Source organism: Kitasatospora sp. NPDC057198 (assembly GCF_042670125.1).
Lineage (GTDB): Bacteria > Actinomycetota > Actinomycetes > Streptomycetales > Streptomycetaceae > Kitasatospora.
Map to the genome: position 1 here is coordinate 1 of NZ_JBHUWH010000133.1, position 17445 is coordinate 17445.

Sequence of the window (17445 nt, forward strand, 5' to 3'; positions counted from 1 at the left end):
CGCCGTGCGCCACCCGGGTGTCCGTCCCGGTCGCCTGCTTTGCGGCGATCGCCTGCTCCGCGACGGACGCCTACTCCGCGGCGGGCGTGCCGTCCGCGCCGATCCGGGCGAAGCCCAGGTAGGGGTGCAGGGCCTTGGGCAGCAGCACCGAGCCGTCCGCCTGCTGGTGCTGCTCCAGCACCGCCGCGATGGTGCGGGCCAGCGGCAGGCCCGAGCCGTTGATGGTGGCGGCCGGGGTCGGCTTGCCCTTCTCGTCCCGGGTGCGGATGCCGGCCCGGCGGCCCTGGAAGGTGCCGAAGTCCGACACCGAGGAGATCTCCCGGTAGGTCTCCTGGCCGGGCAGCCACACCTCCAGGTCGTACGTCAGCTGCGCGGAGAACCCGGTGTCGCCGGCCGCCAGCGCGACGACGCGGTAGGCGAGTTCGAGCTCCTGCAGGCAGGCTTCGGCGTGCGAGACCATCAGCTGCATCTGCTCCCGGGCCTGCTCGGCGGCGCAGATCCGCACCATCTCGACCTTCGAGAACTGGTGCATCCGGATCAGCCCGCGGGTGTCCCGCCCGTAGGAGCCGGCCTCCGAGCGGAAGCACGGGGTGTACGCGGTGAGCGCCAGCGGCAGTTCGGCCGGCGGGACGATCTCGTCCGCGTACAGGTTGGTCAGCGGGACCTCGGCGGTCGGGATCAGGAACAGGTCCCGGTCGGCGACGCCGGTCTTGAACAGGTCCTCCTCGAACTTCGGCAGCTGGCCGGTGCCGGTCATGGTGCGCCGGTTCACCAGGTACGGCACGGCGTGCTCGACGTACCCGTGCCGGCGGGTGTGCACGTCCAGCAGCAGGGACGCGATGGCCCGCTCCAGGGCGGCGCCGGCGCCGCGCAGCACGCTGAAGCGCGAGCCGGAGAGCTTGGCGGCCCGGCCGAAGTCCAGGATGCCCATGGCCTCGCCGAGGTCGACGTGGTCCTTGGGGGCGAAGTCGAAGCGCGGCGGCTCGCCGACCCGGCGCAGCTCGCGGGCGTCCGCGTCGGAGAAGCCGTCGGGGGCCTCGTCGTCGGGCAGGTTGGGGATGGTCAGCAGCAGGTCGGTGAGCTCCTGCTGGACCTGCTCCAGCTCCGCCTCGTTCTGCTGGACCTGCTCCTTGAGCGCTCGGGCGGTCTCCTTCAGCCCGCTGACGTCGCCGCCCTGCTTGGCGGTGCGCTGCACCTCCTGGGCCACCTGCTTCGAGCGGGCCCGCAGCTCGTCGCCGGCCTGGATGCCGCTGTTGCGGCGGGACTGCAGCGCCTCCAGCGCGGACAGGTCGAGCTGGTAGCCACGACGTGCCAGGAGCCGGACGGCTTCGTCCCCCAGGTCGATCAGGACGCGGGCATCATGCATCGGAGTCGGTTCTCCTCTGGTCTGTCCCGGCGGCTCCCGCCGGGTCGGATTCGTCCCGACCGTAGCAGGGCGGGGGAAAACGGTGCAGTGCCTTTCCGGGCCGTCGTCCGCCGTCCGGGACAGTCCCTTGCGGAGATGATCCTCGCAGGGATAATCTCTGCGTAGATGAACTTGGATGTGAGGGGAACCGCCATGTGGCAGCACGAGTACACCGCCGAGACCGCCGCCGCGCCGCACGCCGTCTGGGCGGTGCTCAGCGACCTGGACCGCTGGACGGACTGGGACACCTCGATGGAGGCGGTCGCCCTGGACGGCCCGTTCGAGGTCGGCGGCACGGTCACGATGACCCCGGTCGGCCAGGACCCGATCGTCTCCGTCATCACCCGGATCGAGCCCGGACGCGCCTACGCCGACCGCACCGAGTTCGGCGGCGCCGTGCTGGACTTCTCGCACACCCTCACCGCCCTCCCCGGCGGCGGCACCCGGGTGGTCCACCGCCTGGAGATCACCGGCCCGGATGCCGGACGGCTCGGCCCCGAACTCGGCCCGATGATCACCGAGGACTTCCCGGAGGCGATGACCGCCCTGCTCGCCCGCGCCGAGCGGGCGGCCTGACCGCCCCGAGCGCACGGCAGCCCGGAGCGCACGGCCGCCCGGAACGTACGGTCGCCTGAAACGTACGCTCGGAACGCACGGCCGCCCGGCACGTACGACCCGACCCACCGGAACCCACCGGAACCCACCGAGGAGCGCGCCATGGACGGACTGGTCGAAGGCCCGGCGAACAGCCCCGGCTTCTGGCTCTGGCACACCACCCTGCGCTGGCAGCGCGAGGTCGCCGCCGCCCTCGCCCCGTACGACCTGACGCACCCGCAGTTCGTGCTGCTCTCCTGCGCCTGGTGGCTCAACGAGCAGGGCGCCGTCCCCAACCAGCAGGAGCTCTCCGCGCAGGCGGGCACCGACGTCCGGACCACCTCCCAGGTGGTCCGGAAGCTGGAGGCCAAGGGCCTGCTCGACCGCACCACCGACCCGGACGACACCCGGGCCCGCCGCCTGCGCATCACCCCGCGCGGCACCGCCCTCGCCCGCGCCGCCGTCCCGGCCGTCGAGGCCGTTGACCGCGCCTTCTTCGCCCCCGCCGCCCACGGCACGCCCGCCCTCGACGGCGACGGCCTCAGCCGCCTGCTGCGCCGCCTGGTCGACGCGCCCTGACCCGGCGGAGGGTCCGCTGGAGAGCCCGGCGGAGGGTCCGGCGGAGGCCACGGCCGCGGAGGCCACGGCCGGCGGAGGCCCCGCGGCTCAGCCCCGGGCGATGAACCCGGCCACCACCGGCCCCAGCACGTCCGGCGCGACCTCGTGGGTCTGCCCGGCCAGGGTGCGGTACTCCGCGCCCGCGGCGGCGGCCGTCGCGGCGGCCGCGTCGCGCAGCAGGGCCGGGCTGTTCCCGCCGTCGACCACCAGCACCGGCACCGGCAGCCCGGCCAGCAGGGCGTCCGGCACCGGCGCGCCCTCCGCCCCGTCCAGCACCTCCGCGTCGTTGACCAGCGTCGGCGCCACCGCCACGAAGGCCGGCCAGACCGGCGACTCGCGCAGCTGGGCGACCACCGGTTCGGGCGAGCCGACGAAGGCCATGAACCGGGCCACCGCGTCGCCCGGCTCGCCCGCCAGGACGTCCCGTTCGACGCCCGCCCGGTACTCCTCGAACCGGGCCCGCCGCTCGTCGGTGGTGCTGAACGGCGGCTCGTACGCCACCACCCGCTCCACCCCGGCGCCGGCCCCCGCCGCCCGCAGCGCCAGCGCCGCGCCGGAGGACACGCCCAGCAGCGTCGCCCGGCCGCCCGCCGCCGCGACGACCGCCGCCAGGTCCTCCACCTCCCGCTCCACGGCGTACGGCCCGCCCGCGCCGCTCTCGCCGCGCCCGCGCCGGTCGTAGCTGAACACTCGGTGCGCACCGGCCAGTTCGGCCGCGATCCCGCCCGAGGGCCCGAACGCGCGGTGGCACAGCGCGCCGTCCACGACCACCACGGCCGGGCCGTCGCCACCCGTCACCTGGTAGGCGATCCGGGTGCCGTCGGCGGAGGTTGCGTATTCGGTCATGCCAACTCCCTTGCTGAGGACTGCGGTTACTTGCCGTGCGCGGCGAGGTGGTGCGCGACCAGCGCGTTGGCGTGGCCGTGGCCCAGCCCGTGCTCGCTCTTCAGCCAGGCGACCAGCTCCATGTGCCTGGTCAGCGGCGAGTCGGCGATCAGCTGCTGCCACTCGGCGACCGGGCGCCCGTACTTCTTCTCGATGGAGGGGAAGTAGCCGGCCGGTCCCTTGGCCTTCTCCTCGGTGTTCATCCCGCGACTCCGTCCGTCCGTCGTGCCGCGCGTTCCGCGCTGCCGTCACAGGAGAGGACGGGCCGACCCCGCGCGACTCATCGGTCCTCGCGAAACTTTTTCCCGGCCCGTACGGTCGGGCCATGGCACGCATCGACGACAGCACGATCGAACGGGCAGCCGACTACCTGTGGACGGCGGGCCGGGTCCTCGAACAGCGCCGCTTCGCGCACCTCTTCGGCGCCGCCCCCGACCCGGCCGGCGTCCTGGCCGCCCTGGACGCCTACCGCACCCCGGACGGCGGCTGGGCGTACGGCCTGGAGCCGGACGTCCGCGGGCCCGCCGCCCAGCCCCTCGCCGCTGGCGCCGCCGCCCGGATCCTCGCCGAGGCCGGCGCCCTGGACGGCCCGCGCGGCACCGAACTCTGCGACTGGGCGGCCGAGTCAACCACCCCGGACGGCGGCGTCCCGGCCGTCCTGCCCAGCCTGCGCCGCTACCCGCACCCGCCCTTCCTGCCGATCACCGACGACCCGCCCGCCGAACTGCTCTCCACCGGCCAGATCGCCGCCCCGCTGCTCCGGGCCGGGGTCCGCCACCCCTGGCTGTCCGGCGCGGAGGCGTTCTGCCGCCGCGCGATCGAGGCGATCGGCACCACCCACCCGTACGAGGTGATCACCGCCGTCGGCTTCCTGGACGCCGTGCCCGACCGCGCCTGGGCCGCCGAACAGGCTGCCCGGCTGGGCGAGTCGGTGCGCGGGCAGCAGCTGGTGCTGCTCGACCCGGCCCGCCCCGAGCAGGTCCGGCTCGCCCCCGGCTACGCGCCCGGCGAGTTCCACCTCCCGCACGACTACGCGCCCCGCCCGGACAGCCTGGCCCGCGCCTGGTTCACCGACGCCGAGCTCGAACGCGGCCTCGACCACCTCGCCGCCCGCCGACTCCCGGACGGCGGCTGGCCGATCGACTGGGCCCGCTGGTCCGCCGCCACCGAGCACGAGGCCCGCCCCGGCGCCACCCTGGCCGCCCTGCTCACCCTCCGCGCGTACGAGGGGAGTTAGGTCCTGCCCGGGGAGTCAGGGCAGCGCGTCCAGCCAGCCGTCCGCGACGGCCGTCCGGGCGTACAGCACGCAGCGCCCGGCCCGGTGCGAGGAGACCAGGCCGGCGGTGCGCAGCGCGGTCAGGTGCTGGGAGACCGCCGGGGCGGAGAGCCCGCAGCGGGCGGCGAGTTCGGTGGTGGAGGCGGGCACGTCGAGTTCGGCCAGCAGCAGGGTGCGGGTGCGGCCGAGCACCGGCGCGAGCGCCTCGGCGCGCGGGCCGGGGCGGTGCTCCCAGACGGTCGCGGCGGCCAGCGCGGGGTAGCACAGCTGCGGCGGGTCGGGGGCGACGGTGCGGGTCAGCAGCCGGGGCCAGGCGAACACCGAGGGCACCAGCAGCAGTCCGGCGCCGGTCGCGATCCGGGTGACGGCGCAGTGCCGCTTCGACAGGTGCAGCGTGCCGTCGGCCCAGCGCACCGTCCCGTGCAGTTCGCCGAGCATCGCCGCGCTGCCCCGCTCGGCGGCCGTCCGGGCCCGCCGCAGGACGTCCGCCTCCAGCACCGCGCGGATCCGCGACCAGTACGGGGCCAGGGCGAGCTGCCAGAACGCCTCGACCTCGGTGGTGATCCGCCGCAGCGCCTGCTCCGGCGCGCGTTCCAGCACGCGCAGCCGGGCGCCGGCCCGCCCGCCGGTCCGCCCGCCCCGGTCGGTGCGCAGGCAGTCCAGGTCGTGCCGGAGCAGTTCGGGGCCGGTGGCCCGGACGGCCGCCAGTTCGGCCGCCAGGTCGGCGACCGGCTCGCCCGGGACGGGGTTGAGGAAGTCCGGCAGGTGCCCGTGCGGCGGGACGAGCTCGGCCAGCCAGCCCCGGTCCAGCCCGGCGGCGGCCAGCCGCGGCCGGACCTGCGCGGCCCAGCGGCGGTGCGGCTCGGGCACCGGGTCGGCGGCCAGCGCGCGGAAGGCGGCGACCACCTCCCACATCGGCGAGAGGGCGAACCTGGTCAGCGCGAGGTCGCCCACCGACAGCGGCAGCCCGGTCCGCACCCGCCACCTCCACTGCCGCCCGACACCGCCGATTCGTCCTCAGCTTAATCAGTCGGCCCCGGCGGTCCGGCCCGTCAGGATGGTCCCGTTCCCGTCGAGCACCGCACCGAGAGCGAGCCCCGCATGCCGCACCGCACCCTCCCCGCCCGGTCCGCCGAGCACGCCGCCGCCCTGCGCGCGCTGGCCGCCGCCGAAGCGCCGCTGCTGCTCCCGAACGCCTGGGACGCGGGCAGCGCGGCGGTGGTCGCCGCGGCCGGGGCGCCCGCGATCGCCACTACCAGCGGCGGCGTCTCCTGGTCGGTGGGCCGCGGCGACGGCCAGGGCCTGGACCGGGCGGCGATGGCCGAGGCGGTGCGCCGGATCGCCGCCGCCGTGGACGTCCCGGTGACCGCCGACGTCGAGGGCGGCTACGGCCCGACCCCCGAGGAGGTGGCCGAGACCGTCCGCGCGGTGGTCGCGGCGGGCGCGGTCGGCGTCAACCTGGAGGACTCCACCGCCCCGGGCGGCCCGCTGTTCACCGTCGCCGAGCAGTCCGCCCGGCTGCGCGCCGCCCGGACGGCCGCCGCCGAGGCCGGCCTGCCCGACCTGCTGGTCAACGCCCGCACCGACGTCCACCTGTTCGGCGTCGGCCCGGCCGCCGACCGGCCCGCGGAGGTGCTGCGCCGGGCCGAGGCGTACGCGGCGGCCGGGGCCGACTCGCTGTTCGTCCCCGGCCTGCTCGACCTCGCCGCGCTGGCGGAGCTGACCGCGGCGTCCCCGCTGCCGGTCAACGCGATGGCCGTTCCGGGCGGCCCGACCGTCGCGGAACTCGCCGCCGCCGGCGTCCGCCGGATCAGCCTGGGCACCTCCCTCGCCCAGGCCGCGTACACCGCCGCCCACCGGGCCACCGCCGAACTGCTCGCCACCGGCACGTACGGCGCGCTGGCCGGCTCGCTCGACTACGGCACGCTCAACGGCCTGCTCGCCGGGCGGGGGTGACGGAACGCCGGGCCGGGCGTCAGGAGACCGCGCGCTTGACCAACTCGGCGATCCGGGCCGCCTCCGCCTCGCCCAGGTCGGCGATCGCGAAGTAGGTGGGCCACATCGCGCCGTCGTCCAGCCTGGCGTTGTCGCTGAAGCCGATCATCGCGTACCGGGACTTGAACTTGGCGGCGCTCTGGAAGAAGCAGACCGGCTTGCCGTCCGCGTTGTTGTAGGCGGGCATGCCGTACCAGGTCTTCGGGGCCAGCTGCGGCGCCGCCTCGGAGACGATCTCGTGGAAGCGCTGGGCCAGCACCCGGTCCGCCTCGGGCATCTCGGCGATCTTCTCCAGCAGGTCCTTCTCCGCCTCGGCCGCCTTCGCCGCCGCCGACGCCCGCTTGGACTCCGTCTTCAACTCCTTGGCGCGCTCCTTCATCGCCGCGCGCTCGTCCGCCGTGAAACCCTCGTGCTTCTCCGCCATGACCGGTCCTCCCGTTCCCGTTCCTGCTCCCTGCTGATGTCCTCAATCCTAGGAACGGGGCGGCCGCGGCGGCTTCTCGGAAACTGACCGGTCCGGCCCGGGGGAGGAGGCCCCCCGGACCGGACCGGTTCGTTCGCGCCGGGACTCAGCGGGCCCTGAAGCTCCGCAGGCGGAGGCTGTTGCCGACCACGAAGACCGAGGAGAAGGCCATTGCGGCGCCGGCGATCATTGGGTTGAGGAGTCCGGCGGCGGCCAGTGGCAGGGCGGCGACGTTGTAGGCGAAGGCCCAGAACAGGTTGCCCTTGATGGTGGCCAGGGTGCGGCGGGAGAGGCGGATGGCGTCGGCGGCGGAGCGCAGGTCGCCGCGCACCAGGGTGAGGTCGGCGGCTTCGATGGCGGCGTCGGTGCCGGTGCCGATGGCGAGGCCGAGGTCGGCCTGGGCGAGGGCGGCGGCGTCGTTGACGCCGTCGCCGACCATGGCGACGGTGCGGCCCTCGGCCTGGAGGCGCCGGACGGTGGCCACCTTGTCCTCGGGGAGGACTTCGGCGATGACGTCCTGGGTGGGGATGCCCACCTCGGCGGCCACGGCCTGTGCCACCAGCCGGTTGTCGCCGGTGAGCAGGACGGGGCGCAGGCCCAGGGCGCGCAGTTCGGCGATCGCCTCCGCGCTGCTGGGCTTGACCGCGTCGGCGACCTCCAGCACGGCTCGGGCCGCCCCGTCCCAGCCGACCGCGATCGCGGTCCGCCCGGCCCGCTCCGCCGCGGCCTTCGCCGCCAGCAGCCCGGCCGGCAGGTGCTGCGCCCAGTCGGCGAGCAGCGCCTCGCGCCCGGCGACCACCGCGCGCCCCTCGACCACGCCCTGCACGCCCAGGCCGGGGACGTTCTCGAAGTCCTCGACGGCGGGCAGGTCGCCGAACCGCTCCCGCGCGGCGGTGGCGACGGCCTGCGCGATGGGGTGTTCGGAGGCGTGCTCCAGCGCGCCGGCCAGCCGCAGCGCCTCGTCCTCGGCGGTGCCGTCGGCGGTGTGGACGGCGAGCAGGGTCATCCGGCCGGTGGTGACGGTGCCGGTCTTGTCGAGGACGACGGTGTCGGCCTTGCGGGTGTTCTCCAGTACTTCGGGGCCCTTGATCAGGATGCCGAGCTGGGCGCCGCGCCCGGTGCCGACCAGCAGGGCGGTGGGGGTGGCCAGGCCGAGGGCGCACGGGCAGGCGATGATCAGCACCGCCACGGCCGCGGTGAACGCGGCGCTCCAGCCCTCGCCGGTGCCCAGCCAGTAGCCCAGGGTGGCCAGTGCCAGGGTGATCACGACCGGCACGAACACGGCGGAGATCCGGTCGGCGAGGCGCTGGGCGGCGGCCTTGCCGTTCTGGGCGTCCTCGACCAGCTTGGCCATCCGGGCGAGTTGGGTGTCGGCGCCGATCCGGGTGGCTTCGACGACCAGCCGGCCGCCGGCGTTGACGGTCGCGCCGGTGACGGTGTCGCCGGGCGCGACCTCGACGGGGGCGGACTCGCCGGTGAGCATCGAGGCGTCCACGGCGGAGCTGCCCTCGAGGACGGTGCCGTCGGTGGCGACCTTCTCGCCGGGGCGCACCACGAACCGGTCCCCGACGGCCAGTTGCGCCACCGGCACCCGGGTCTCCCGTCCGCCGCGCAGCACGGTGACGTCCTTGGCGCCGAGCTCCAGCAGCGCCTTCAGCGCGGCGCCCGCGGTCCGCTTCGAGCGGGCCTCGAAGTAGCGTCCGGCCAGGATGAACGCGGTGACGCCGGCCGCCGCCTCCAGGTAGATGTTCGAGGAGCCGTCCGAGCGGGCGATGGTGAACTCGAAGCCGTGCCGCATCCCGGTCATGCCCGCGTCGCCGAGGAACAGCGCCCACAGCGACCACAGGAACGCGGCGCCGGTGCCGAGCGAGACCAGGGTGTCCATGGTGGCGGCGCCGTGCCGGGCGTTGGTCCAGGCGGCCCGGTGGAACGGCCAGGCGGCGTAGGTGACCACCGGCGCGGCCAGGGTCAGCGAGAGCCACTGCCAGTTGTCGAACTGCAGGGCCGGGACCATCGCCATCGCGATTACCGGCACCGCCAGCGCGACGGCCGCGACCAGGCGCTGCCGCAGCGGCGCCAGTTCGTCGGCCGGTCCGGCGCCGTCCGCCTCCGGCGCCGCGGCCGGGGGCTCGGGGAGCGCGGCGGTGTAGCCGGTGGCCTCGACGGTCGCGATCAGGTCGGCGACCTCCACGGGGCCCTCGACGACCACCTTGGCCTTCTCGGTGGCGTAGTTGACGCTCGCCCGGACTCCGTCCATGCGGTTGAGCTTCTTCTCGATCCGCGCGGCGCAGGACGCACACGTCATGCCGCCGATGCGGAGTTCCACCTCGGTGGAGGCGGGTGCTGCCTGGGTTGTCATCAGGGCTCCTCGTGGTCTCTCCCGGCCGCGGGCCGGATCGCTACGGGTGAGGGCTGGGCTTCCTACGGATGGGGGCTGGGCTTCCTACGGATGGGGGCTGTTGGGCTCAGGCCCGGCCGGTCAGCCGGTAGCCGGCCTCGTCGATCGCGGCGCGCACCGCCGCGTCGTCCAGCTCGGCCACCGAGTCGACGCTCACCAGGCCGGCCTGCACGTCGACCCGGACGGCCCGCACGCCCTCCAGCGCGCCGACCGCCTTGCCGACGGCCTGCTCGCAGTGGCCGCAGGTCATTCCGGCGACGGTGAACACGGTGGTGACGGCGGCCGGGGCGGTCGCGGTCGTGGTGGTCGAGCAGGTGCCGTCGGTGGAGCAGCAGGACACGGGAACCTCCGATGTGGTCCTCCGATACCCAGTGGGGGTATCGACTTGATGTCTCCAGTTATACCCCTGGGGGGTATGAGGCGCAAGCACTGCCTCCGACCCTCCCCGCCCCCCGCTCTCCGGCGGGCGAATTTTTGCCCCCCAGCGCACCTGCCCTGACCTGCGCGGATGCCGGCCCGTGCCGGGGCGGTTGCCCCGCCTCCCTGTCCCCACCCCGATTGACACATACCCCCTGGGGGTATCTACTCGCTGCGTCGGAACGCCCCGGAGCCCCCGGGAGCGGCCCGCATCACACCCACCGGAGCCCGCCATGAACACCGCCCTCAAAGCCACCGCCTTCACCGCCGGCCTCGCCGCCGCCTTCGCCGCCGCGTACGGCATCGGCCACGCGGTCGGCCCCGCCCCGGCCCCCGCCCGGCCGCACGCCGCCCACACCGCGCACGGCGCCCCGGCCGAGGAGCCCGCGCCCGCCCACGGCGACCACCGGGTCGGCGGCCTGCAGATCGCCGACCGCGGCTACGCCCTCCGCCTGGACCGCACCGTCGTCCCGGCCGACGGCCCCACCGAACTGAGCTTCCGCGTACTGGCCCCGGACGGGAGCCCGCTCACCGCCTACCGGCCCGTACACGAGAAGGAGCTCCACCTGATCGTCGCCAACCGCGACCTGACGGACTTCCAGCACCTGCACCCCGTCCGCGCCGCCGACGGCACCTGGACCGCCCCGGCGACCATCGCGGCGGCCGGCGACTACCGGGTCTTCGCCGACTTCACCCCGGCCGCCGAGACCGAACCCCTCACCCTCGGCGCCGACCTGCACGCCGCCGGCGACTACCGCCCGGCCGCCCTCCCGCAGACCGGCCGCACCGTCACCGTCGACGGCTACACCCTCACCCTCGCCGGCGACCTCACCCCCGGACGGCCCGGCCGCCTCGCCTTCACCGTCACCCGGGACGGCCGCCCGGTCACCGACCTGGACCCCTACCTCGCCGCCTACGGCCACCTGGTCGTCCTGCGCGCCGGCGACCTCGGCTACCTGCACGTCCATCCGGACGGCGCGCCCGGCGACGGCGCCACCGCCCCCGGCCCCGAGGTCGACTTCACCGCGACCGCCCCCAGCCCCGGCGACTACCGCCTCTTCCTGGACTTCCAGCACGGGGGCACCGTCCGCACCGCCGCCTTCACCCTCACCGCCGGAGCCGCCGAGAGCACCCCCGCGGCCGCCGAGAACGCCCCCGCGGCCGTTTCCGTCCCCGACCACCAGCACTGACGGACCCCGCCCGCCGCGCACCCGTCCGTCCCCTACATACCCCCACCTGGTATATCCCCAGAGGAGCCGCCGCCATGTCCGACCTCAGCGCACCACCCGCACCGCGCCGCTGGACGGCGCTCGCCCTGATCGCCCTCGCCCAGTTCGTGGTGATCATGGACACCTCGATCATCGGCGTCGCCCTGCCCGAGATGCGCTCCGCGCTCGGCTTCTCCCCGGAGGGCCTGTCCTGGGTCTTCAACGCCTACGTGATCGCCTTCGGCGGCCTGCTCCTGCTCGGCGGCCGGCTCTCCGACCTGCTCGGCGCCCGGCGCGTCTTCGCCACCGGCTGGGCCGTCCTCGCCGCCGGCTCCCTGCTGGCCGGCCTGGCCCGCGCCCCGTGGGCCGAACTGCTCGGCCGCGCCGTCCAGGGCGCCGGCTCCGCCCTGATCGCCCCGGCCGCGCTCACCCTGCTGATGACCCTCTTCGGCCCCCGCCCCGCCGAACTGCCCCGGGCCATCGCCCTGTACGGCGCGGCCGCCCCGGCCGGCGGCACCGCGGGGGTGTTCCTCGGCGGCCTGATCACCCAGTACGCCAGCTGGCAGTGGGTGTTCTGGATCAACGTCCCGGTGGCGCTGGCGGTGCTCGCCGCCGCCCCGGCCGTCCTGCCCGCCGGGGCGGCCCGCCGCGGCGCGGTCGACTGGCTCGGCGCGGCCACCGTCACCGCCGGACTGGCCGTCACCGTCTTCGCGATCGTCCGCGCCCCGCAGGCCGGCTGGGGCTCGGCGCGGACCTGGCCGGTGCTCGCCGCCGGCCTGCTGCTGATCGCCGCGTTCGTGCTGCTGCAGTCCCGCCGCCGCGAGCCGCTGATGCGGCCCGGCATCTGGCGCAGCCCCGACCTGGCCGGGGCCAACCTGGCCCAACTGCTGATGGCGGCGGCCTGGATCCCGATGTGGTTCTTCCTCAACCTCTACCTGCAGCAGGTGCTCGGCCTGGGCGCCTTCGCCTCCGGCGCGGCGCTGCTCCCGATGACCGGCGCGATCATGCTGATGATGATCGTCCTGGCGCCCCGGCTGATCGCCCGCTTCGGCCCGAAGCCGCTGATCGCCACCGGCCTCGCCGCCCTCGCGGCCGGCATGTACTGGCTCTCGGCGGCCCGCCCGGACGGCAGCTTCGCGGTCGACGTGCTGCCCGCCTCGCTGCTCGCCGCGGTCGGCATGTCGCTGGCCTTCATCCCCTCCCTGGGCACCGCCCTCGCCGTCCCCGACCCCGCCGAGGGCGGCCTCGCCTCCGGCATCGTCAACACCTCCTACCAGGTCGGATCCGCCCTCGGCCTGGCCGCCATGACCGCCGTCGCCGCCGCCAACGGCGCCCGCGACCTCACCGACCCCGCCGCCCTCACCCACGGCTTCTCCGCCGCCTTCCTCGGCGCCGCCGCCCTCGCCCTCCTCGGCGCCCTCACCTCCCTCCTCACCCTCCGCCCCCGCACCCGCTGACCCTCCGCCCGCCGCCCCCGCCACCCGGGCCGTGGCCGATTCCCGGCCGTGGCCCGGCCGCTTCGGCGTAGCCTTCGTGCATGGCAGAGAGCAAGGTCGCGAAGGCCGGGCGGAAGAAGCCCGAGACGCACCTGGGGATGGTGCGGCGGGCCCGGAGGATCAACCGTGAGCTGGCGGAGCTGTACCCGTACGCGCACCCGGAGCTGGACTTCGACGGGCCGTTCCAACTGCTGGTGGCGACGGTGCTGTCGGCGCAGACCACCGACCTGCGGGTGAACCGGACGACGCCGGCGCTGTTCGCGAAGTACCCGACGCCGGAGGACCTCGCGGCGGCCGTCCCGGAGGAGCTGGAGGAGGTCATCCGGCCCACCGGGTTCTTCCGGGCGAAGGCGAAGTCGCTGATCGGCCTGTCGATCGCGCTGCGCGACCGCTTCGGCGGCGAGGTGCCGCGCAAGCTGGAGGACCTGGTCACACTGCCGGGCGTGGGCCGCAAGACCGCCAACGTGGTGATCGGGAACGCGTTCGGGGGCGCCGGGATCACCGTCGACACCCACTTCGGGCGCCTCGCCCGCCGCTTCGGCTGGACGGCGGAGGAGGATCCGGAGAAGGTCGAGGCCGACGTGATGGCGATCTTCCCGAAGTCGGAGTGGACGATGCTCTCGCACCGGGTGGTGTTCCACGGCCGCCGGGTCTGCCACGCCCGCAGGCCCGCCTGCGGGGCGTGCCCGATCGCGCCGCTGTGCCCGTCGTACGGCACCGGGGAGACCGACCCGGAGGCGGCCCGCAAGCTGCTGAAGTACGAGCTGGCGGGGCAGCCCGGCCAGCGCCTGCGCCCTCCGGCGGACTTCCCGGGGGAGGCCGCGGCCCGCGACGAGCTCGCCGCCGGGCACCCGCTGCCGGACACCGACCCGCAGGCCCTGCCGCCGATGAAGGCCGCGAAGCCCGCGGGGGAGACCTCATGACGACGCCGCAGCCCGCGCTGGTCCGGGACGGTCTGCCGCCGTGGCTGCTGCCGGTGCGGGACGCGGCCGAGCGGGCGGTGCCGGAGCAGCTGAGCCGGTTCCTGCCGCCCGCCGAGGGCGGCCGCCCGTCGGCGGTGCTGGTGCTGTTCGGCGAGGGCCCGGCAGGGCCGGACCTGCTGCTGATCGAGCGGGCCCGCAGCCTGCGCTCGCACGCGGGCCAGCCGTCCTTCCCGGGCGGCGCGCTGGACCCGGAGGACGGCGACCCGGCAGGCAGCGGCCCGCTCGCGGCGGCGCTGCGCGAGGCCGTCGAGGAGACCGGCCTGGACGCGTCGGGCGTACAGCTGTTCGCCCGGCTCCCGGCCCTGTACATCCCGGTCAGCGGGTTCGTGGTGACGCCGGTGCTGGGCTGGTGGCGCCGGGAGTCGCCGGTCGCGGTGGTCGACCCGGCGGAGACCGGCGCGGTGTTCCGGGTGCCGCTGGCCGAGCTGACCGATCCGGCGAACCGGGCGAAGCTGCGCCACCCGTCGGGGTTCACCGGGCCCGCGTTCGAGGTGGCGGGCCGCCTGGTGTGGGGGTTCACCGCGGGGGTGATCGACCGGGTGCTGCACTTCAGCGGCCTGGAGCGGCCCTGGGACGCCCGGCGGGTGGTGGAGCTCTCCGAGGAGGCCGTCGAACTGTCCCGCCGCAGCGGCTGACCGGCCGGGCGGGGCCGTCAGCGGGGCAGCGGGCCCGTCGTCGACACGGTGCCGCCGTCCTCGTACGTGTCCCAGTCGGTGGTGACCGAACCCGCCGCCGACCCGATCACCCCGAGCACCAGGTAGACCACCAGCAGCGCCTTCGCGGCCCCGGTCAGCACCAGCGGCCGGGTCGCGGAGCGGGGCGGCTCGGAGTCGGCCGGGTCGCCGAACACGGCCTTGGGGTAGGCGGAGGTCAGCATCATCAGGTACGCCTGGAGGCGCATCCAGTAGCGCAGCACCGCCGCGGTGGCCCCGAACAGCGCCTCCGGCATCCGGCCGAGCACCAGCACCACCAGCCAGCTGACGAACGACAGCGCCCACCAGCCGGTCATCAGCAGCCCCTCGACGATCGCGGCGGGGACCGCCAGCAGCAGCCGGAAGAACACCGCGAGCCGGTTCAGCGGCCCGCCGGGGCGCAGTTCGATCCGGACGGGGTGGTCCGGGGCGTCGAACCGGAACGGCGGGTAGCGGTCGGTCAGCAGCAGCGAGGAGGCGTGCACCCGGGTCGCGTAGCCGAGGTAGCCGCTCAGCCAGTCGGCGGCGAAGCGCGGCAGCCGGCCGCCGAACAGCGCGCCGAACCAGCCGATCACCACGACGGCGAACGCGACGATCGACAGCAGCCACAGCACCACGTACTGCGGGACGAGCAGCAGCAGGCGCAGCAGCACGGTGAGCCGGTTCTGCGGGCCGGGCGGGGGCACGTCCAGGGCGGGCCGGAACTCGGTGCGGTCCAGCACGGGGACGTCCCACCTGGGTTGTTCCACGGTTCGGCTCCTGATCGCCGGTCGCACCGGTCGGTGCTGAGCAAAGGTCGGATGCTCAGACCGTCCCAACCGCCGGGGCCGGGCCGCCCGCCGGATTGACCCGATCGGGCGACGGCCGGAGACCGGTGTCCCCCGCCCGGCGGGACGTGGGAGGGTGTTCGGGTGAATGTCCTGGATCTGCTGCTGATCGCCGCCGCGCTCGGCTTCGCCGTGTCCGGTTATCGGCAGGGGTTCGTGGTCGGCGTGCTCTCGGTGCTGGGTTTCCTCGGCGGGGGCCTGGTCGCCGTCCAACTGCTGCCGCTGCTGCTGCGCCACCTCTCGCCGGGCACCACCGCCTCGGTGGTGGCGGTGGTGGTGGTGATCGTGCTGGCCGCGGTCGGGCAGGCGGTCACCACGCACTTCGGGTGGAAGCTGCGCGGCCGGATCGGCCGGAACAAGGTGAAGACCCTGGACGCGGTCGGCGGCTCGCTGGTGAACGTGCTGTCGATGCTGCTGGTGGCCTGGCTGATCGGTTCGGCGCTGGCGGGCACCTCGATGCCGACCGTCTCCAAGCAGGTGCGCAGCTCGAAGATCCTGGGCACGGTGCAGGAGGCGCTGCCCGACGACGCCCCGAACTGGTTCTCCGACCTCAGCCAGGACCTGGCCCGCAACGGCTTCCCGCAGGTGTTCAACCCGTTCGAGCAGGAGCCGATCACCGAGGTGGAGCCGCCCGACCCGGCGCTGGCCAACAGCCCGGGGGTGCTGCGGGCGAAGGGCTCGCTGGTGAAGGTGCTGGGCACCGCGACCTCCTGCGGCAAGACCCTGGAGGGCTCCGGTTTCGTGTTCGCCCCGCACCGGGTGATGACCAACGCCCACGTGGTCGGCGGCGTCGACGAGCCGACCGTGCAGATCGGCGGCGCGGGCCAGCTCTACGACGCGACGGTGGTCCGCTACGACTGGCAGCGCGACATCGCGGTGCTGGACGTCCCGAAGCTGAACGCCCCGCCGCTGGCCTTCGCGGGCGAGGCCCGGTCCAACGACTCGGCGATCGTCGCGGGCTTCCCCGAGAACGGCGCGTTCAACGTGCAGCCCGCCCGCATCCGCGGCCGGATCCAGGCCAACGGCCCGGACATCTACCACCGCGGCCAGGTCGTCCGGGACGTCTACTCGGTGCGCTCGCTGGTCCGCCAGGGCAACAGTGGCGGCCCGCTGCTCACCCCGGACGGCCAGGTGTACGGGGTGGTGTTCGCCAAGTCGCTGGACAGCTCCGACACCGGCTACGTGCTGACCGCCGCCGAGGTGAAGGAGGACGTCGTGCAGGGCTCCGCCGCCACCGGGAAGGTCAGCACCGAGGGCTGCGCGCTGTGACCGCCCGCCCGCCGACCACACCCTGACGGGCCGTCCGCCGGTGCTGGTAGCGTCGGCCGAGCTCACCCGAACGGCCCAGCCGGGCCGCCATGGACGGGAGCCCCACGGGAGGTCGGACACACGTCATGATGGGTCACTCGCACGCGGTCAGCGGCGCTCTGCTGTTCGCGGCCACCGCGCCGTTCGTACCGCCGCTGATGGGCATGCACCTGCAGCCGGCCGACGTGCTGATGGGCACCGTGCTGTGCGCGGGCGCCGCCCTCCTGCCGGACCTGGACCACCACGACGGCACCATCGCCAACTTCCTCGGGCCGGTCTCCAAGCTGCTGTGCCGCTTCGTCTCCTGGGTCTCCGGCGGCCACCGGCACGCCACCCACTCGCTGCTGTTCGTGGCGCTGATGGGCGGCGGCAGCTGGGCCGGGATCACCTTCCTGGGCCGGTACTTCACCATCGGCCTGACGTTCTTCCTGCTCGCCATGGCGATCAAGGCGCTGCGGCTGCACCCGCCGGGCCACGGCGCCTCGGCCTGGGCGACCGTGGTCGGCCTGGCCGCGCTCGGCACCTTCGGCATGCTCACCTGGCTGCCCAACGCCCCGGGCTGGCTGCCCTACGCGGTGGCCCTGGGCACCCTGGCGCACCTGCTCGGCGACTGCCTGACCAAGCAGGGCTCGCCGCTGCTGTGGCCGCACAAGGAGCGCTACGAGATCGTGCTGATCAAGCGCACCGGCAACGACATGGAGACCAAGATCCTGGTCCCGGTGATGACGGTGGCGACGTTCGGGCTGCTGCTGTGGTCCACCGCGATCTCGCCGTCCGTGCTGAGCTGAGCCGCGCTGGGCTGAGCCGCGCTGAGCTGAGCTGAGCCGAGCCCGCCGGGCGGGCGGACGGCCGGGGCCGGTGGGGAGGTTCCCCACCGGCC

Annotated in this window: 18 protein-coding genes; 10 read left to right on the forward strand and 8 right to left on the reverse strand. The window is 75.1% G+C overall.

The features are described 5' to 3' along the window. Nucleotides 1-70: 70 nt before the first annotated feature. Complete coding sequence (serS, locus tag ACFUEL_RS17240; protein WP_380237106.1) at nucleotides 71-1366, reverse strand: serine--tRNA ligase; 1296 nt, start codon at nucleotides 1364-1366, stop codon at nucleotides 71-73. Nucleotides 1367-1558: 192 nt separating this feature from the next. Here serS and ACFUEL_RS17245 point away from each other — a divergent pair, with 192 nt between their 5' ends. Continuing rightward, nucleotides 1559-1981 (forward strand): SRPBCC family protein, encoded by a 423-nt coding sequence (locus ACFUEL_RS17245; RefSeq protein ID WP_380237107.1) that lies wholly within the window; start codon nucleotides 1559-1561, stop codon nucleotides 1979-1981. A gap of 141 nt (nucleotides 1982-2122) precedes the next feature. Further along, entirely contained in the window at nucleotides 2123-2578 is a 456-nt protein-coding gene (locus ACFUEL_RS17250) for a MarR family winged helix-turn-helix transcriptional regulator (protein ID WP_380237108.1), read from the forward strand. Between the two features lie 87 nt (nucleotides 2579-2665). Here ACFUEL_RS17250 and ACFUEL_RS17255 read toward each other — a convergent pair whose 3' ends face one another. Further along, on the reverse strand, nucleotides 2666-3463 hold the full coding sequence (locus ACFUEL_RS17255) for an alpha/beta fold hydrolase (protein WP_380237109.1): 798 nt from the start codon (nucleotides 3461-3463) through the stop codon (nucleotides 2666-2668). 26 nt (nucleotides 3464-3489) lie between these two features. After that, a complete protein-coding gene (locus ACFUEL_RS17260) occupies nucleotides 3490-3705 on the reverse strand; it encodes a DUF4287 domain-containing protein (protein WP_380237110.1) in 216 nt (71 codons plus the stop codon). A gap of 122 nt (nucleotides 3706-3827) precedes the next feature. Between ACFUEL_RS17260 and ACFUEL_RS17265 the strand changes: the two genes are divergently transcribed. After that, nucleotides 3828-4739, forward strand: a complete 912-nt coding sequence (locus ACFUEL_RS17265; RefSeq protein ID WP_380237111.1) for a hypothetical protein — start codon at nucleotides 3828-3830, stop codon at nucleotides 4737-4739. Between the two features lie 15 nt (nucleotides 4740-4754). Here the strand turns inward: ACFUEL_RS17265 and ACFUEL_RS17270 are convergent, their stop codons facing one another. Continuing rightward, nucleotides 4755-5756, reverse strand: coding sequence for a DUF5937 family protein (locus ACFUEL_RS17270; protein ID WP_380237112.1), 1002 nt, complete (start codon nucleotides 5754-5756; stop codon nucleotides 4755-4757). Between the two features lie 123 nt (nucleotides 5757-5879). Between ACFUEL_RS17270 and ACFUEL_RS17275 the strand changes: the two genes are divergently transcribed. Beyond that, the gene (locus ACFUEL_RS17275) at nucleotides 5880-6734 is read left to right on the forward strand and encodes an isocitrate lyase/phosphoenolpyruvate mutase family protein (RefSeq protein WP_380237113.1); all 855 of its coding nucleotides are present in this window, start codon (nucleotides 5880-5882) and stop codon (nucleotides 6732-6734) included. A 19-nt stretch (nucleotides 6735-6753) separates the two neighbouring features. On the opposite strand, the gene ACFUEL_RS17280 is transcribed toward ACFUEL_RS17275, so the two are convergent. The 3 genes from ACFUEL_RS17280 to ACFUEL_RS17290 all read right to left on the reverse strand — a co-directional run bounded on the left by ACFUEL_RS17280 (nucleotide 6754) and on the right by ACFUEL_RS17290 (nucleotide 9974). Then, a complete protein-coding gene (locus tag ACFUEL_RS17280) occupies nucleotides 6754-7197 on the reverse strand; it encodes an iron chaperone (protein WP_380237114.1) in 444 nt (147 codons plus the stop codon). 145 nt (nucleotides 7198-7342) lie between these two features. Further along, complete coding sequence (locus ACFUEL_RS17285) at nucleotides 7343-9595, reverse strand: heavy metal translocating P-type ATPase (RefSeq protein ID WP_380237115.1); 2253 nt, start codon at nucleotides 9593-9595, stop codon at nucleotides 7343-7345. Between the two features lie 106 nt (nucleotides 9596-9701). Beyond that, nucleotides 9702-9974, reverse strand: a complete 273-nt coding sequence (locus ACFUEL_RS17290) for a heavy-metal-associated domain-containing protein (protein ID WP_380237116.1) — start codon at nucleotides 9972-9974, stop codon at nucleotides 9702-9704. 310 nt (nucleotides 9975-10284) lie between these two features. Between ACFUEL_RS17290 and ACFUEL_RS17295 the strand changes: the two genes are divergently transcribed. The 4 genes from ACFUEL_RS17295 to ACFUEL_RS17310 all read left to right on the forward strand — a co-directional run bounded on the left by ACFUEL_RS17295 (nucleotide 10285) and on the right by ACFUEL_RS17310 (nucleotide 14373). Beyond that, nucleotides 10285-11241 (forward strand): hypothetical protein, encoded by a 957-nt coding sequence (locus ACFUEL_RS17295; protein ID WP_380237117.1) that lies wholly within the window; start codon nucleotides 10285-10287, stop codon nucleotides 11239-11241. 74 nt (nucleotides 11242-11315) lie between these two features. After that, nucleotides 11316-12716 (forward strand): MFS transporter, encoded by a 1401-nt coding sequence (locus ACFUEL_RS17300; RefSeq protein WP_380237118.1) that lies wholly within the window; start codon nucleotides 11316-11318, stop codon nucleotides 12714-12716. A gap of 80 nt (nucleotides 12717-12796) precedes the next feature. Continuing rightward, on the forward strand, nucleotides 12797-13678 hold the full coding sequence (gene nth, locus ACFUEL_RS17305; RefSeq protein WP_380237119.1) for an endonuclease III: 882 nt from the start codon (nucleotides 12797-12799) through the stop codon (nucleotides 13676-13678). Beyond that, complete coding sequence (locus ACFUEL_RS17310; protein ID WP_380237120.1) at nucleotides 13675-14373, forward strand: NUDIX hydrolase; 699 nt, start codon at nucleotides 13675-13677, stop codon at nucleotides 14371-14373. The genes nth and ACFUEL_RS17310 overlap by 4 nt, the downstream gene beginning before the upstream one ends. A 17-nt stretch (nucleotides 14374-14390) precedes the next feature. Here the strand turns inward: ACFUEL_RS17310 and ACFUEL_RS17315 are convergent, their stop codons facing one another. Then, a complete protein-coding gene (locus tag ACFUEL_RS17315) occupies nucleotides 14391-15179 on the reverse strand; it encodes a DUF4389 domain-containing protein (RefSeq protein ID WP_380237121.1) in 789 nt (262 codons plus the stop codon). Between the two features lie 162 nt (nucleotides 15180-15341). On the opposite strand from ACFUEL_RS17315, the gene ACFUEL_RS17320 reads away from it, so the two are divergent. After that, nucleotides 15342-16526, forward strand: coding sequence for a MarP family serine protease (locus ACFUEL_RS17320; protein WP_380237122.1), 1185 nt, complete (start codon nucleotides 15342-15344; stop codon nucleotides 16524-16526). Nucleotides 16527-16654: 128 nt separating this feature from the next. Next, on the forward strand, nucleotides 16655-17353 hold the full coding sequence (locus tag ACFUEL_RS17325) for a metal-dependent hydrolase (RefSeq protein ID WP_380237123.1): 699 nt from the start codon (nucleotides 16655-16657) through the stop codon (nucleotides 17351-17353). Nucleotides 17354-17445: the final 92 nt, after the last annotated feature.